The sequence below is a fragment of the Arthrobacter sp. H5 genome, assembly GCF_000520595.1.
In the GTDB taxonomy this organism is placed as follows: Bacteria; Actinomycetota; Actinomycetes; order Actinomycetales; family Micrococcaceae; genus Arthrobacter_D.
Genome location: NZ_KI914986.1, coordinates 1 through 16252 on the forward strand (window position 1 = coordinate 1; position 16252 = coordinate 16252).

13 protein-coding genes are annotated in these 16252 nt (G+C 60.7%); 6 read left to right on the forward strand and 7 right to left on the reverse strand.

Annotation, left to right across the window (positions count from 1 at the left end):
- Nucleotides 1-1485: 1485 nt before the first annotated feature.
- From trxA to Y708_RS0106605, 5 genes are all read right to left on the reverse strand, one after another.
- Complete coding sequence (gene trxA, locus Y708_RS0106585; protein ID WP_028279307.1) at nt 1486-1809, reverse strand: thioredoxin; 324 nt, start codon at nt 1807-1809, stop codon at nt 1486-1488.
- A 20-nt stretch (nt 1810-1829) separates the two neighbouring features.
- Nucleotides 1830-2861 (reverse strand): thioredoxin-disulfide reductase, encoded by a 1032-nt coding sequence (trxB, locus tag Y708_RS23420; RefSeq protein ID WP_253905717.1) that lies wholly within the window; start codon nt 2859-2861, stop codon nt 1830-1832.
- Between the two features lie 139 nt (nt 2862-3000).
- Nucleotides 3001-4560 carry a hypothetical protein gene (locus Y708_RS0106595; protein WP_035775542.1) on the reverse strand — a complete coding sequence of 520 codons (1560 nt, stop codon included), beginning with the start codon at nt 4558-4560 and terminating at the stop codon, nt 3001-3003.
- 80 nt (nt 4561-4640) lie between these two features.
- On the reverse strand, nt 4641-6359 hold the full coding sequence (locus Y708_RS0106600; protein ID WP_028279309.1) for a murein biosynthesis integral membrane protein MurJ: 1719 nt from the start codon (nt 6357-6359) through the stop codon (nt 4641-4643).
- A gap of 51 nt (nt 6360-6410) precedes the next feature.
- Nucleotides 6411-6941 (reverse strand): NUDIX domain-containing protein, encoded by a 531-nt coding sequence (locus Y708_RS0106605; RefSeq protein WP_028279310.1) that lies wholly within the window; start codon nt 6939-6941, stop codon nt 6411-6413.
- Nucleotides 6942-7090: 149 nt separating this feature from the next.
- On the opposite strand from Y708_RS0106605, the gene Y708_RS0106610 reads away from it, so the two are divergent.
- Together Y708_RS0106610 and Y708_RS0106615 are read left to right on the forward strand one after the other, a co-directional pair.
- On the forward strand, nt 7091-8536 hold the full coding sequence (locus Y708_RS0106610; protein ID WP_028279311.1) for a CCA tRNA nucleotidyltransferase: 1446 nt from the start codon (nt 7091-7093) through the stop codon (nt 8534-8536).
- A 26-nt stretch (nt 8537-8562) separates the two neighbouring features.
- On the forward strand, nt 8563-9180 hold the full coding sequence (locus Y708_RS0106615; RefSeq protein ID WP_028279312.1) for a histidine phosphatase family protein: 618 nt from the start codon (nt 8563-8565) through the stop codon (nt 9178-9180).
- Here the strand turns inward: Y708_RS0106615 and Y708_RS0106620 are convergent.
- The gene (locus Y708_RS0106620; RefSeq protein ID WP_051478770.1) at nt 9177-10373 is read right to left on the reverse strand and encodes a DUF418 domain-containing protein; all 1197 of its coding nucleotides are present in this window, start codon (nt 10371-10373) and stop codon (nt 9177-9179) included. The two genes, Y708_RS0106615 and Y708_RS0106620, sit on opposite strands and share 4 nt — an antisense overlap.
- 415 nt (nt 10374-10788) lie before the next feature.
- Here Y708_RS0106620 and Y708_RS0106625 point away from each other — a divergent pair, with 415 nt between their 5' ends.
- The 4 genes from Y708_RS0106625 to Y708_RS0106640 all read left to right on the forward strand — a co-directional run bounded on the left by Y708_RS0106625 (nt 10789) and on the right by Y708_RS0106640 (nt 15132).
- Nucleotides 10789-11115, forward strand: a complete 327-nt coding sequence (locus Y708_RS0106625) for a hypothetical protein (protein WP_028279314.1) — start codon at nt 10789-10791, stop codon at nt 11113-11115.
- Between the two features lie 228 nt (nt 11116-11343).
- Nucleotides 11344-12591 (forward strand): D-inositol-3-phosphate glycosyltransferase, encoded by a 1248-nt coding sequence (gene mshA, locus Y708_RS0106630; protein ID WP_028279315.1) that lies wholly within the window; start codon nt 11344-11346, stop codon nt 12589-12591.
- A 21-nt stretch (nt 12592-12612) separates the two neighbouring features.
- Entirely contained in the window at nt 12613-13377 is a 765-nt protein-coding gene (locus Y708_RS0106635) for a phosphatase (protein ID WP_028279316.1), read from the forward strand.
- A gap of 63 nt (nt 13378-13440) precedes the next feature.
- On the forward strand, nt 13441-15132 hold the full coding sequence (locus Y708_RS0106640; RefSeq protein ID WP_028279317.1) for a formate--tetrahydrofolate ligase: 1692 nt from the start codon (nt 13441-13443) through the stop codon (nt 15130-15132).
- 12 nt (nt 15133-15144) lie between these two features.
- Here the strand turns inward: Y708_RS0106640 and Y708_RS0106645 are convergent, their stop codons facing one another.
- On the reverse strand, nt 15145-16230 hold the full coding sequence (locus Y708_RS0106645; protein WP_028279318.1) for an inositol-3-phosphate synthase: 1086 nt from the start codon (nt 16228-16230) through the stop codon (nt 15145-15147).
- Between the last annotated feature and the right edge of the window lie 22 nt (nt 16231-16252).

The window sequence follows — 16252 nt, forward strand, 5'->3', positions numbered from 1 at the left end:
GTGAGGGGACATTCCCGCCGGCCGCAGAATCCGTTTCACGTGAAACACTTTATCCATTCATTCCTCGCATCTCCGGATTAATCGGCCCCTCCACCCCTGGGCGGCGGCCCTTGGACGTGCCGTGGATCTATCACAATCCTCTTGAACCGGCCTTTCTAGATAGAAGCAGGGCTCCTTGGCTGCTGGGTTCTATCGCGAGCGGTACCGCTGTACATGGTGCGTGTCGCCGACTATCCCCTTGGCGCGGTCGACACCCCATCCCCGGGACTTCACTGGCGACCCCTACGATCGGTCGAAACGAGCGGCTGTGAATCCAAGGAGAGAGGATTCGCCCCCAGTCGAACATTCAAGCTGCCCTTCTCGTGAAGGTCCGTGCCCACGTCTGTCACCCTGTCCCCAACGCCGACTGGATCCGCTTGGCATAGGCGGAGTCTGGTCCGTTCAGGCTGGAAGAAGAGCCGGGATGCTCGTTTCACGTGAAACATAGCCGATAGGTGCCGATCTTCGCTCGCTTCGATGAACCCACCATCTGGGGTGTCTGTTTAGAGGCTGCCTATAGATGGGCGGCTGACCTGAATCGGCTGCCAGGGAATGACCATCATTCTACCGCCCAGCGTGAATGACCAGCGACCGTCCAGTGCCACCTGAACTCAGGCGCTCGTCATCGCTAAAGTTACCAGGCGACACCGGACAAGATCGGCTACAGCTCTGCGCTGGATGCGACAGACTTGGCTATCTGTGGAGAACGCTCTCGAAGAGTGGGAAGTCTCGCTGCTCCTCTCCTCTATTGCGGTGCAGGTGGCGTTCTCCTGGTTCAGTTCTCATGCGAATTGCGGGTCGATGTCTGATGACTCTGAAACCTCGTCGATTGTTTCCACAGGAGGGGCCCGCCCATCGAGAGACGATCCGTACAGCCTGAACGGGAAGGATCCGAGTTCACACGCAGTGCAGGCAGGTACTGGAAGGTCGTGACTGATCGAGAACGCGCCACATGAACGGGATAGCTTAGGTGAACATCGGACTATAGGCCTCTTCATCCAGCGGATTACCCAGCGTCGCGGGAGGTGTTTCACGTGAAACACCTGTATCAGAGCGCGCGGACTCTTCTCGAACACCCTGACGAGCACGTCTGCGGTGGGACCACGTTCAGGCGGCGCACAACACCCGCCGTTTGCTGCGACCTAAGGGACCAAGCATGGCATCGGTACTTGTGACGGACGCCAAGATACTGGTTGCAACCACCCCATGTGGAGCTAATTTCCCGCTTCACCGTGGCCAGGCAAAAGCGATCTAAACTGCGAAGACAGTACTGGATTACAGCGAAACTATTAGTAATTAGTCGCGAAATAAACCGTAATGATTTGATTTGAAGAGGACCTGACCAAAGTGTCCCTTATTCGATCACAGAAACGCCGACGTGGGTATCCCTGTTGGGCTACACACATCGGCGCCTCAAACAAACTCAGCTACCAACGTTCGGGCAGACTACAGAAACTGAGCGAATTCCTGTTCCAGAACCTGCTTGGGCTTTGCCCCAATAGACTTGGCCGCCACGTCGCCGTCCTTGAAGACGTAAACGGCGGGGATGGATGTGATTCCATACTTAGCGGCTGTGGCCGGGTTGTCGTCGACGTTGAGTTTCACTACATCGATCTTCTCTGAATGTTCTGCGGCGATGTCATCGAGAATGGGAGACAGCTTGCGGCACGGACCGCACCACTCCGCCCAAAAATCCACCATCACAGGCTTGGACGCCTGGAGGACGTCGGCTTCGAATGAACTATCGGAAACTTCTTTGGCATTGCTCATTGGGGTGCTCCTTGCTTTCCTTAGACGGATGCTTTTTCTGAGACGGCTTCTGCGGTCGGTGTGGGAACTTCGGCCGCGGTCCGGACTGAGTCGCCGAGATCAGCCAGGTAGTGTTCCACGTCAATGGCCGCGGCGCACCCTGAACCGGATGCGGTAATTGCCTGACGGTACGTTGGGTCTATTACATCGCCGGCGGCGAAAACTCCGGGCAGTGAAGTCTTGGAGGTTCGTCCAGCAACGGCGATCGTACCTTCGGAGGTGAGCTCAAGCTGGTCCTTGACGAGATCCACCCGCGGGTCGTTTCCGATCGCGACAAAGACGCCTGAAACGTTGAGTTCTTGAGTTGAATCGTCTACCGTGCTGCCAAGTTTGAGGCCGGTGACTTTGGCCTCGCCGTAGATTCCCAACACCTCGGAATTCCATACGAACCGGATCTTGTCGTGAGCCAGGGCGCGGTCCTGCATAATCTTCGAGGCTCTGAGGGTGTCCCTGCGGTGCACTACTGTCACGGAGCGTGCAAACTTGGTAAGGAACAGGGCTTCCTCCATTGCTGAGTCCCCGCCGCCAATCACGGCGATGTCCTGGTCTTTGAAGAAAAACCCGTCGCAGGTTGCACACCAGCTCACCCCGTGACCCGAAAGCCGCTTTTCATCCTCCAGCCCGAGTTCACGGTAGGCGGATCCGGTGGAAATGATGACGGAGCGTGCCAAATAGGTCTCACCGGTTCCGATGGTGACCTTCTTTACAGCGCCAGCCAGTTCCACAGCGGTGACATCCTCGAAAAGGATCTCCGTCCCAAAACGGGTGGCCTGCTTCTCGAACTGCTCCATCAGGTCCGGGCCCATTATGCCTTGAGCAAACCCTGGATAGTTCTCTACATCCGTTGTGTTCATCAATTCACCGCCGGCCTTTACCGAGCTGGCGATCATCAACGGTGCAAGATTGGCTCTAGCTGCATAGACCGCGGCAGTATACCCGGCGGGGCCTGAACCCACGATGATTACGTCGTGCACTGTGGGATCGCTGCCCGTTGCGTCTGTCTGAGTACTCACGGTATGAATGGACCTTTCGTTGGAGGCAGTAGCTGATCGCCAAAACGATCCGTACCGGCGTCACACTGAACAACGGCGCACGGTGTCAGCTTATTCCGGTTCCCGCGGTCCCCAGATTCGCTGCAGATACGTTGTGGGGCTAGGAGACGTTAATTTCGGCGATGCGGACGCCCCAAGGATACTGGGCCTGAACGTTCGACAGCCGCGGAAGCTGCGTGATGTTGATGATAACGTAACGTGCGGTGGGCGCTGCACCGTCCACTTCCGGGACGGGGATATTGACGGACGGTCCGGTGAACCCAGTCTGGGCGATCTGGGTAGCACCCTCCAGCGTGGGTTCATCGTTGAGCAGAACCGTGAAGTTTCCGCCGGAACTATTGAGCTGTTCGATCTGGATTTCGGAGACAGCGGATTCCTCCTCCAGCTCAACAATCAGGGCCATGTTTTGTGCAAGCCCTCCGAATACGTCGTTCGCGAAGACAAGACTTCCCCAGAAACTGGCGGGGTTGTTATCGATAATTAGGGGAAGATCCCCGTCGGTGTCCGCGTTGAGACCTTCGTTCCCGGGGACCAGACGGGTGACACTCGCCGCCACCGGCGCAACCGGTTCCTCAGTGGGCGGTGCTGCGCTTTCCGCCGGGCTTTCCGTTGCGCCCTCGGTAGTTTCGGGCGCTTCCTCGGAGGGGGTGTTCTCGTTAGCCGCGGGTGGAGGCGTATTGAACATGGGACTGATCTGGTTGACGGCGAACACCACTGCCACAATAATCACGATGGCCAATACGGCTCCGACGAGGATCCTTGTGTAGCGCGGATTATTCTCGCGGTCATTCTCGCCGCTTTCGTACTCGTCCTCATAGTCGTACTGCGGTTCGGGTGCATTCGCTGCCCCCAGGCCACCCGCTGCTGCGGGGAAGCGCGACGCCGGGCGCTCGGCAGGCGCGGGCTGCTCCGCACCGGAATGGGCCTCCCTACGCTCCTCGTTGACGAACCCGTAGTCGTCCTCGGACCACAGCGATACCTTGGGCTTCTGCCCACTGGACTCATCGGCGGCGATGATCCTGGGCGGGGAACTTGGCGGCGGTGGAACACTGGCCCCGCCTTGCTCCGCACGGCCAGCGTTCTGAGCCGGTGCAGATAGCTCCTGCTCCGCGGTGCGTGGTTGATTCTGATCCTGACCATAAGCAGTGCCAGCCGCGCCAGCGCCAGCCGCGCCGGCACCTCGGCCGAAACGCGGCATGCGGGCCTTGGGGAGACGGGATCGGCGGGACGGCCGCTCCTCGTGGTAATCCTCGTCGTCGTCCTCGTCAGTCTCCGGCTCCGTTGAACGGGGGACACCGAATATTTCAGAACCGAGCGTGTCGGTAAAGAAGGGCTCTATGTACGGCGCGTCCTCCTGCTGGATGACCAGATCCAGCAGGTCAGCTGCAGGGGCACGGTTGGTGACCAGATAGGTGCCGGCGTCGGTGATGCCGAGGTCCAACACCTGGATGTTTCCGGAGCGTTCCCCGACCGCAACCTCGCGAGCACTGGTGGCCAACTGGCTGGCGTTTGTCGGCGAAGCCACCAGGATACTGACCGGCCGATTCAACACCTGGTCTACACCGTCGAGTACCAGATCCCTCTCAGCAGAGGCCAGCACATATGCGGTGACCTTGTACCGGCCTCCTAGTACTGAACCGACATCTACTGCTTGTGGCACGTGTTCCTCCCGGATCTGGATAATTTGTACCAATGCTACCGGTCGGCGCGGTCGATTTTGGTCTAGGGGCTTGACGCGCCTTAGCTTCGCCGCAGGCGCCGGAGAATCGGATCGAGGAAGTCCTGCAGTTCCCGCACCCGCAGGACCTTGAGCATAATCAGGTAGACAAGGACCATGAGCGGTCCGCACACTGCGAGCACGACGGCGGCGCTCGCCACGGACTGCCAGGCGTAGCCATCGGCCGTGTAGCCGCCGAGGAGCCACAGGACGCCGGCGCCCGCAGCCGCCGCGACCATCCCGGCGACGGTGAGCCGCACGTGGACGTCGTAGATACGTCCGGCGCCGTAGGGCCCGATTCTGCGCACCAGGAAAAGATGGCTAACGCAGACCGCGATGATGTTTCCGACGCTGAAGCTCAGTGCCAGCATGGGCACGATCAATTCGGGCGAGAATAGTCCGGATCCAAGAGCCAGCGACGCGCCCATCGCTGACAGGATCAGCTGGATTTTCAAGGGGGTGATCGCGTCCTCGGCCGCGTAAAAGACCCGGTTGAGGAAGAAATTCGCGCTGAGGAACGGTGCACCAACTGCAAGCAGCGTGATGATAAGTGCGTTCAGTGCGCCACCTTCGCGGATACCGCCGGAAAACAGCATTCCCAGGGGTCCAGCGAGTGCTAGAAGGGCGGAGGCACCGAAGACCGTCGCAACGCCGATGGAACGCAGACCGACGGAAAGCGTGTCCTTGGTGGTCTGCAGGTCATTTTCCGTGTGCGCAGTAGCCAACCGGTTGAACATCACTGTGGCAACCGAGAGTGCGATGACTGAGTGCGGCAAGACGTATACCAGCGTTCCGATGTCCAGGTTGGTCAGGCCGGCGATGTACTGGTCCGGTGGCAGGTCCTCACGCGCGTCGGTGGCGATGGTTGCTACCCACTGGTTGAGCATGTACAAACCGTTGCCCACTGCCATGGTGACAATGGTGACCATGGCCAGCTTGCCCGTCTGTCCAAGTCCCACCCCACGCCAGCCAAACTTTGGCTTCAAGCCCAACCCGAGTTTGCGCAGGGGAATGAACAGCACCAGAGCCTGGACCACGATGCCCAAGGTGGTGCCGCCCGCCAGCAGGAGCGTATGCGTTGTTGTCCAGGTTTCCGGGCTGTGCGGACTGGTCCTCTCAGCGCCCATCAGCGCGATGAAGGCGATGATGAATCCGATCGACACGATGTTGTTGACCACCGGTGCCCACATATAAGGGCCAAAGGAGCCGTTTGCGTTGAGCACCTGGCCAATGATCGAGTAGATCCCGTAGAAAAAAATCTGCGGCAGGCACCAGTAGGCAAAAACCGTTGTCAATGCCAAGGCGTCACCAGAGACATTGGTTAACAGATCGGCCACGAACGGTGCAGCCAGCGTAATAAGAACCGTGAGCACCAGGAGCACAGTGGCGGACAAGGTCATGAGCCGGCTGACGTAGTCGGCCCCGCGGTCTCCGCGCTGGCTGGCTTTAATAATCTGCGGCACAAGGACGGCGTTAAAAACGCCTCCCGCGATCATGAGGAAGATATACGTGGGCAGGTTATTGGCCGCCGGAAAGAGGTCGGAGACGGCACCCGCCGTACCGATGGCTGTTGCCAGCAAAGCCACCCGGATGAGGCCCAGCATGCGGGACACTAAAGTTCCCGCAGCCATGATTGCGCTGGAACGGGAGGTGGAGTCCGTTGGGCCTGACTGCCGCTCACGCCTGGTAGGCAGGACCCCGGCGTCCTGCACCGGAATGGAGGCTGTGTTGGTTTCAGACATCGTGACTTATCGTCTCACCAAAGTGGGCCGAATCCGTTAACAGCGGCGCGGCTACAGATACCGGGGCAGAACTTCACGCGCCAGGTCTGCGATGCGCCGCTCGTTTGGAAACGAGAGTTTTCGGCCGAGGTCCGCCAAAGGGACCCAAGCGACATCCACTGCCTCATGGTCGGGGTCATTCTCGATGGTGAGATGGCCGCCGATCGACAGCAGCAGGAAGTGGTGAACGGTCTTGTGCACGCGGTGACCGCTGACGGTGAACCAGTAATCGATGCTCCCCAGAGCTGAAAGCACCTTGCCCTGGATACCGGTTTCCTCTTCGATTTCACGGATGGCCGCTTCCTCGTTGTTTTCCTGATTCTCCGGGTGGCCCTTGGGCAGGCACCACTCCAGCCGCCCGCCCCGGTTCAGCCTCGCAATGATTGCCACATTCAGCAGGTCGGTGGAGCTGTCCATTACAATCCCACCGGCAGAGACCTCTTCAACAGTAGGGAGTGGCTGGGCCATGATGGGCGCACCTGTTTTCGCCATTGACGCAGTCAACGGCGTGCGCTTGGGTGCGCTCGGAACAGGACGGTCCATGCAGTCCACTCTAACGATCTTTCGCGGTGCATGATGACCCTCCCAGCAGACTTGCGCGCCGTCGGGCCAGCCCCTGCTGATTGGTTCGAGCGCTGTACCACAACGGCCATGCGGATGTTTGGTCCAATATCTGGCACGCTTAAAGCACCATGATGCATCTGCTCGAGAATTCCGCCCTGACCGCCCCGCTTCCCTCGGTTGTTACTGAATTGGGGCAGCGGTTCGCCGACGCCGGACACGAACTTTCCCTGGTGGGCGGTCCCGTGCGGGACCTCTTTCTTGGCCGGGTCTCGCCAGACCTCGATTTCACCACTGACGCCACCCCCGATGAAACGATCGCGGCGATCAGGCGCTGGGCGGACGCGTTCTGGGAAATCGGCCGCGAGTTCGGCACCATCGGTCTACGCAAGGGCTCCTTCATGATCGAGGTCACCACGTACCGCGCCGAGGCCTATGATCCGTCGTCGCGCAAGCCTGTTGTGGCCTTTGGCCGGAGCCTCGAGGACGACCTGTACCGGCGCGACTTTACGATCAACGCAATGGCCCTTCGGCTCCCCTCAATGGAACTGGTGGACCCTTACGGCGGCGTGCGGGACCTCCAAGCCGGAGTGCTGCGCACGCCTGGTGCGCCGTCGTCGTCGTTCTCCGATGACCCGCTCCGCATGATGCGCGCCGCCCGCTTCGCCTCCCAGCTGAAGGTGACTGTGGCACCCGAAGTGTCTGCAGCAATGATCGACATGGCTGAGCGGATCACCATCATCTCCGCCGAACGGGTGCGCGATGAGTTGGTCAAGCTGATCAACGGCCCTGCCCCGCGGCTTGGCATCGACATCATGGTGGAGACAGGTCTCGCCGGGTTTGTGTTGCCGGAGGTATCCGCCTTGCGGTTGGAGATCGACGAACACCACCGGCACAAGGACGTTTACCAGCATTCCCTGACCGTGCTGGAGCAGGCCTGCGCTCTGGAAACGGACGACGACGGCGCGGTGCCGGCACCCGACTTTGTCCTGCGGTTTGCAGCGCTCATGCACGACGTCGGCAAGCCGGCGACGCGGAAATTCGAACCATCGGGTGCGGTGAGCTTCCGGCACCATGACATGGTTGGCGCCAAACTGACGGCGAAGCGGATGAAGGAACTGCGCTTCGACAATGACTCGATCAAGGCGGTGGCGCGGCTTGTGGAGCTGCACATGCGCTTCTATGGGTATGGGGAAGCGGGCTGGAGCGACTCGGCCGTTCGGCGTTACGTGACCGACGCCGGGCCGTTGCTGGAGCGTCTGCATCGGCTCACGCGCTCTGACGTGACCACCCGTAACAAACGCAAGGCTGAGAGGCTTGCGTTTGCCTACGACGACCTTGAGGTACGGATCGCCGAACTCGAGGAGCGGGAGGAACTGGCGTCCATCCGTCCGGATCTCGATGGCGCGCAGATCATGAGCCTTCTGGGTTTGTTGCCCGGCCCGGTAATTGGCCGCGCGTACCGCTTTCTCCTGGAGGAACGCATGGAGCACGGACCACATTCGGCTGAAGAGGCGGAAGCCAAACTGCGCACCTGGTGGGCCGCGCAGCCGGAATCAACGGAGGATCCCTCATGAGCTTATCCGGAGCGGCATCGGCCGATCTGACGTCCGCGGGCACGCCGCTGCCGCACCTGTGGTTGCTGCGCCATGGTGAAACCGAGTGGTCGAGGGACGGAAACTACACCGGCCTGACCGATTTGCCCCTGACCTCCCATGGGGAGCAGCAGGCGCGAGACGCCGTCCGGCACCTTGAAGGCATCGACTTCGATCTTGTGCTGACGTCGCCATTGCAGCGCGCGCGTAAAACGGCTGAGCTTGCCGGCTACGCCCATGCCGAGGTCATTCCCTACGCGCACGAATGGGATTACGGCGACAACGAGGGCCGAAGCAGCGCCCTGGTGCGGCAGGAAAACCCCGGATACCTGATCTGGAAGGACGGAGTGCCAAACGGCGAAACCCTGGGATCGGTATCGGCGAGGGCCAACCGGGTCATCTCCCGCGTGCAGGCCGGCTGCGGGACCCCGGCGGACCGCGATCCAGCGGCGCAACCTGCGCGGAACGTCCTGCTGGTGGCCCACGGCCACTTTCTCCGGGTGATAGCCGCCCGCTGGCTGGAGCTGGAACCGGTGGAAGGTCGCCGTTTTGTGCTTGGCACCGCCGCGGTCTGCACGCTGGGCTGGGACAAGCGGACGCCCGCCGTCGTGCACTGGAATCTCTAGCCGCGCACAGCGGGTTCGCGCCAGTAGGTGGCGCGCCGCAGGAACCACTCAACCGGCCCTTGTTTAAACCTGCGCAGCCAGAGCGCGCTGATGACCAGTTGTAGGGCAAAGATGACGACGGCGACGCCCAGCACCGCTGCGAACGGCAGTAAGTTCACCAGTCCGAAGCCGTAGGCGGTGAAGATCCAGGCCATGGCGCATGACTGTGCAAGATAGTTCGTCAAGGCCATGCGCCCGGCTGCAGCCAGAGCGTCCCTCACATGTGATCCGGTTCGTGTCTGGAACCACAGCAGCAGGAGGCTGACGTACCCCGCGGTCAGCAGTGGTGCGGTCAGTGTGGAGATGCCAGTGGCCAGGATGCCGAAGGATTCCCTGTCCACATAGTTTGCGAGAAAGGCTTGGACCCCGCCCGCCGTGAGGCCTAAAGGAAGACAGATTGCGGACGTACGGCGCAACAGGGAGCGCGCTGGTCCGCGTTCCAGCAGGCGGGCCTTGCCCGCTGCGAAGCCGAGGTAAAACATTGCGAGGGCGAGGGGGCCTTGAAACAACACGACCGACGGCAGGATGGTGAGGTAACTGTCCACGTTCGCGGCAAGCACCGCAGCCGGAGTTGCCGCTTGGGAAGCCGGTTCCAGGAGTTGATCCAGGGGAATGGCAGTTGCAATGAGCCCCGTGATGAGCAACAGTCCGCCAACCGTGCCGGTGATGGCCAGCCCTGCGATGACAGCCGATCGGCTACTGATGGTCCGGGTGGCAAGCAGGATCAAACCGAGCAAAGCGTAAGTCAGCAGAATGTCGCCGTAAAACAGGAGAAAGCCGTGCAATAGACCCAATGCGGCCAGCAATCCCAGACGGCGGAGCGTCCGCGGAACCGGTGAGGCCTTCGAGCGGTAGGCGGTGCCCCACTGCAGCACAAAGCTGTATCCAAAGAGGAATGAGAACAGAAGGTAGAACTTCGCTTCGAAGAGGGCAGAGACTGCGAAACGGACGGCGGCGTCGACGGCTCCGCCGCGGTCTGGATTTGGGCCACCCGCAAGGGTCCACGGATCGGCGAAGAACCAAATGTTGACCACAAGGATTCCGAAAAGCGCGAACCCTCTCAGCGCATCAAGTTCGCGTACCCTCTCCGGGCCCATCCCGTCCTCCGATTCGTCACCTTGAGTGTCAGAGTAGCCCTCGTTGCCGACCGCCATTTTCAGTCCGTGCTCTGCTGCTGGAAACTTTCTCAGGAAATTTTTGAGAATCGGCTAGGCGAACCGCCACTTTGTGCGGTAGCTTTAATTCGTGCCATTGGGATATCTCAATTTGCACGGCATCTATCGGCGCACTACTGAAACAGGAGGTGGGAACTGTGATTACAAATATCGGCGGACTCAAGTACGCGCGAACCAGCCCGGCCTCCTTTCTTGCTGCCTAATTAACTGCGCTGCGCATTAACTAACTGCTAAACCAGACACTTCCTCTCTAGAGAACTATCTCGGGAGAAGTCCCTCTTTTTTGCACCCATTTTTGCTCAGGCGGATTACGCCCTCTTTTTTGTGCCCCCATTCGGCGCAAATGTCCCCGACTCCAGCCGGGAATCCCAAATAAAACACTCAAACACCGGAGATGACTGTGCTCTTAACCGCCCATACGGCCGATCAACAAACCATTCCACGCACCGAGAGTGAATCCCGTGACGGAAATTCCCGCGGCCGCGGGGAGTTCATCATGTCCGGCAGTTTCACCAATCTGGACGGAGTCACCAACACGGAGGCCGTGGATCCAGCTGACGTGATGCCCAATTTCATGGAGCGGGAGGAGGTGCAGACCATGATGACGAAACTCAGAGACAGTGTGTCTCTGTGGAAACGAATACATAACGCGCGAGTCGAAAGTGCCTGGGATAATCCCCAGTTGAACGTCCTGCCCCAGCACACCATGTACATCAAGTAACTGGTTCATCCATGCTGCGGGAGCGTCTGGACGTTACCCGCTACTGACCGCGAAGGAGGAACTGATGAAAGTCATCGGTCCCATCCGCAGTGAAGCCCGCGCTTCCCAGCGCGGGCTTCCGCCTTTAACGAACTTCTTCACAACGCCGGCGCGGAATGGTGAGGCTCCACCGAGCGTTATATGGTCAAACCGGGTTCTGAGTGGAAACACCATCAATAGGAGGGAAAAGTGCCCCCCGTCAAACGCGTGGCCATGCTTTCGCTCCACACCTCTCCACTTGATCAGCCTGGCGGCGGCGACGCCGGTGGCATGAATGTGTATGTGCGCTCGCTCGCCCTCGAACTTGCCAGGGTGGGAATTGACGTCGAGGTTTTCACCCGTGCCGCATCCGCCGGACAACCACACTCGGAGGAGCTTGGACCGGGAGTCATCGTCCGGCATTTGAGGGCCGGCCCGGCGCGCAAACTGCCCAAGGAAGTGCTTCCCGGACTGTCCGAATCCTTTGCGGACGCCATTGCCGACGTCACCGATCTGCTGACCGATGGACACTTCGACGTCATCCATTCCCACTACTGGGTTTCCGGCGGCGTAGGCCTCACTGTCTCGAAGGCTATGAACCTTCCACTGATTCACTCAATGCACACCATGGCGCGGGTCAAGAACCTCCGGATGCACCAGGGTGGTTCCCAGGAGCCGGACATTCGGGTCAGCGGCGAACAGGACATTGTGGCTGGTGCGTCCCGCCTCATCGCCAATACCAGCACCGAGGCAGCCGAACTGGAGTCCCTCTACGGAGCATCCGCCGAAAAAGTGGACATTGTCGCTCCCGGAGTGGATTTGGATACCTTCAATCCGCTGAACCGTTCGCAGTCGCGGGCAACGCTGGGTTTTGCCGAGGACGTATTCCATGTGGTCTTCGCCGGTCGGATACAGCGGCTGAAGGGCCCCCACCTGCTGGTGGATGCCGCGGAAGACCTCGCCGCCCGCCGCCCCGATATTCCCTTGCAGATCAGCATCATCGGGTCAGGCAGCGGGTCTGAGGCGCTGGAGCTGCAACCCATGATCGACCGCGCCGGCCTCCATGAGACGGTCCACCTGTACCCACCGGTGGAGGCGTTACAGCTGGCCCGCTGGTTTAGGGCGGCCGATGTGGTCGCCATGCCCTCCTTCAGCGAATCCTTCGGCCTGGTTGCACTGGAAGCACAGGCGTGCGGCACGCCGGTGCTGGCCGCTAACGTCGGTGGTCTTCCGCAGGCGATCAGCAATGGCCGGACCGGAATCCTGGTGAACGGCCACACCCCTGAACTGTGGGGGGCAGCCTTGGAGACAATGCACGACGGCGCCGGGTTGCGCACCGCGCTCGGCCGCGGTGCCGCCGTGCACGCCCTGGCATTTGGGTGGCAGCGCACTGCGCTGCTGACTGCGCAAAGCTACCGGACCGCCGTCGAACTTTACCAACCCGCCACGGTCCGCTGAACCATTGCCTAGGATGGAACGGTGAACCCCGCCGAACTTGCCGCCTACCTTGATTCAGCCCGGATTACCGGAAACGTCGCCACCGCCCGTCAGGACAACCTCCGGCACATCCAGCTCTTTCTTGATGGCAATGAGCACCTGGAGTTCGGAGTGAAGACGTCCCGCGCGTGGACCTGGGATGAGGTCTTTCAGTTGATGCATGACAGGGTCGGCATCAGTGGCGACCGGCTTCACACACGTGGCCAGGACACCATCTCCGCGCACAAGTGTGTCGCGGCGCTGGACAGGTTCGCTACCCGTTTTGGCGGCTCGGTCCGCGCCGGAGAACGCATTTTGTTTGCCACAGGTCATCCGGCCGGGCTGCTGCCCGTCCATGCGGAACTTGCCGCTGCCGCAGTGCGCGGCGGCGCGAAGGCAGTGGAAGTGCCGGAGGGTCAGCCATTCCGGGATGGGGATATCCGGCAACTGTTCAACGTGCTGGTGTGGCATCAGCACGGTGGCTTGGTTCACACCCACTACCCGGAACCCATGCGGTTGAGCCTGGAGCTGCTGGCTTCCGGCGGCGACGCGCCGCCGGAACTGGTGGTGGCGGACCACGGCTGGGCGGGACACGCAGCCAGCATGGGGATTCCCACGCTGGGATTCGCCGACTGCAATGACCCGGGGCTGTTCGTGTCGGAAGCCGAGGGCCAGCTCCACGTGGCGGTTCCCCTGGACGACAACCTATGCCCCGGACTGTATGCGCCAATGACCCGCTACATCCTGGAAAAGGCTGGTTTGGCCTGAGATCTCCGCTGGTAGATTGAGGTCAACGAAACCACGAGCCACAAGCCCGGAGGAATGAGGACAATGGAGTCTACCCACACGCCGCTCAGCGACCTCGACATTGCCCGAAGCGCTGATATCCATCCGATCGCCGACATAGCTGCGCTGGCCGGGATTCCGGCGGATGCGCTGGAGCTCTACGGGCAGTACAAAGCCAAGATCGACACCTCGCGGCTTACGCCGAACGCCGGGAAGCCGCCGGGGCAAGTTGTGCTCGTGAGCGCAATGAGTCCCACTCCGGCGGGCGAAGGCAAGTCCACCTGCACGGTGGGGCTCGCCGATTCGCTGGCCCGGGCGGGAAAGCGGGTGATGATCGCATTGCGTGAACCGTCCCTGGGCCCCATTTTGGGAATGAAGGGAGGGGCAACCGGAGGCGGACGCTCCCAGGTGCTCCCAATGGAAGACATCAACCTCCACTTCACCGGCGACTTTCACGCCGTCACCAGCGCCAACAATGCACTGATGGCGTTGGTGGACAATCACATCTACCAGGGCAACGAACTCAACATCGATCCGCGCCGTATCACGTTTAAACGGGTTCTCGACATGAATGACAGGGCCCTCCGGGAAGTGGTGATCGGGCTGGGCGGACCAACCCAGGGTACTCCTCGGCAGGACGGCTTCGACATCACGGTCGCATCGGAGATCATGGCCGTGTTTTGCCTATCCACCGGGTTGAGCGACCTCAAGGAACGCCTGTCGCGCATGACCATCGGCTATACCTACGATCGTCAGCCGGTGACGGTGGGACAGCTCGGCGTGGAAGGAGCGCTGACCCTGCTGTTGAAGGACGCCATCAAGCCGAACCTGGTGCAAAGCATCGCGGGGACGCCGGCTCTGGTGCACGGCGGCCCGTTTGCCAACATTGCCCACGGTTGCAACTCCGTGATTGCAACGCAGACGGCACGCCAGTTGGCGGATGTGGTGGTGACCGAAGCCGGTTTTGGTGCGGACCTTGGTGCCGAAAAGTTCATGGATATCAAGGCACGCTACGCGGATGTAGCACCTGCCGCCGTCGTTCTCGTTGCCACCATCCGCGCACTGAAGATGCACGGCGGAGTGGCAAAATCCGAGCTTTCCGCGCCCAATGTGGAGGCGCTGGAATCCGGAGTGGCGAATCTGCGCCGGCATGTGCACAACGTGGAGAAGTTTGGCATCACGCCGGTGGTTGCAATCAACAAATTCACTACCGACACCGATGAAGAGCTTGAATGGTTGGTTGCGTGGTGTGTTGCGGAGGGCATCGAAGCGGCCGTTGCCGACGTGTGGGGTCAGGGAGGCGGTGGTCCAGGTGGAGACGAACTTGCCGCGAAGGTGATGGCAGCATTGGCTAAACCGCACGAATTCCGGCACCTGTATCCGTTGGAGATGTCGGTGGAGGACAAGATCCGGACTATTGTGCAGGAGATCTACGGCGCCGACAACGTGGATTTCTCGGTTCCAGCCCTGCGGAGGCTTGCCGAGTTCGAAGCGAACGGATGGGACCGGCTACCGGTGTGCATGGCAAAAACCCAGTACTCATTCACCGACGACGCGACCCGGATCGGTGCACCCAAGGGTTTCACAATTCATGTGCGGGACCTCATCGCCAAGACAGGGGCCGGGTTTATTGTGGCGCTGACCGGTGCGGTCATGACGATGCCTGGGCTGCCGAAGGAACCCGCAGCCATGAGGATGGACGTGGACGACGACGGCGGCGCGGTGGGCCTCTTCTAGCGTCCGGGGCGTTTAGCGGTCCAGCTCGCCCCGGATGAATGCTTCAACCTTCTGGTGGGCGATGTCATCCGCGTACTGTTCCGGCGGGGACTTCATGAAGTAGCTCGAGGCGGAGAGTATCGGCCCACCGATGCCGCGGTCGGCGGCAATCTTGGCGGCCCGGATGGCATCGATGATCACGCCGGCGGAGTTGGGAGAGTCCCAGACCTCAAGCTTGTACTCCAGGCTGACTGGTGCGTCACCGAAGTTCCGCCCTTCCAGCCGGACGAATGCCCATTTACGGTCATCCAGCCAAGCGACGTAGTCCGATGGGCCGATGTGAACGTTACGCTCGCCAAGATCAGCGGTGACGTTGGAGGTAACCGCCTGGGTCTTTGAAACCTTCTTTGACTCAAGCCGATCGCGTTCCAGCATGTTCTTGAAGTCCATGTTGCCACCAACGTTCAGTTGGTAGGTGCGGTCCAGAGTGACCCCGCGGTCTTCGAACAGCTTCGCCATTACACGGTGGGTGATCGTGGCGCCGATCTGGCTCTTAATGTCATCTCCGACAATGGGTACGCCAGCCGCAGTGAATTTGTCGGCCCACTCCTTGGTGCCGGCAATGAACACGGGAAGGGCGTTTACAAAGGCGACGCCCGCATCGATGGCGCATTGTGCGTAGAACTTTGCCGCCGCTTCCGAACCGACCGGAAGGTAGCAAACCATCACATCGGCCTGAGTGGCTTTGAGTTCAGCCACAATGTCCACCGGCTCGGCGTCGGATTCGACAATGGTTTCGCGGTAGTACTTGCCCAGGCCGTCGAGGGTGTGCCCGCGGAGGACCTTGATGCCGCTGGGAGGGACGTCGGCGATCTTGATGGTGTTGTTCTCGCTGGCACCGATCGCGTCGGCGAGATCCAGTCCAACCTTTTTGCCATCAACGTCGAAGGCTGCGACGAACTGCACGTCATTGACGTGGTATTTGCCGAACTCCACGTGCATCAGGCCGGGAATCGATGCGGAAGCGTCCGCGTCGCGGTAATAATGCACACCCTGAACCAGCGATGCCGCACAGTTTCCCACACCAACAATTGCCACCCGAATGGGGTTAGTTCCCACTGTTCTCCTCTTTGCGCATGTT

Coding starts and splice junctions, on each gene's coding strand:
- trxA (WP_028279307.1), bottom strand. CDS start 1,809: ATGAGCAATGCCAAAGAAGTTTCCGATAGTTCATTCGAAGCCGACGTC.
- Y708_RS0106640 (WP_028279317.1), top strand. CDS start 13,441: ATGGAGTCTACCCACACGCCGCTCAGCGACCTCGACATTGCCCGAAGC.
- Y708_RS0106620 (WP_051478770.1), bottom strand. CDS start 10,373: ATGGCGGTCGGCAACGAGGGCTACTCTGACACTCAAGGTGACGAATCG.
- Y708_RS0106600 (WP_028279309.1), bottom strand. CDS start 6,359: ATGTCTGAAACCAACACAGCCTCCATTCCGGTGCAGGACGCCGGGGTC.
- Y708_RS0106605 (WP_028279310.1), bottom strand. CDS start 6,941: ATGGACCGTCCTGTTCCGAGCGCACCCAAGCGCACGCCGTTGACTGCG.
- Y708_RS0106625 (WP_028279314.1), top strand. CDS start 10,789: ATGACTGTGCTCTTAACCGCCCATACGGCCGATCAACAAACCATTCCA.
- Y708_RS0106610 (WP_028279311.1), top strand. CDS start 7,091: ATGATGCATCTGCTCGAGAATTCCGCCCTGACCGCCCCGCTTCCCTCG.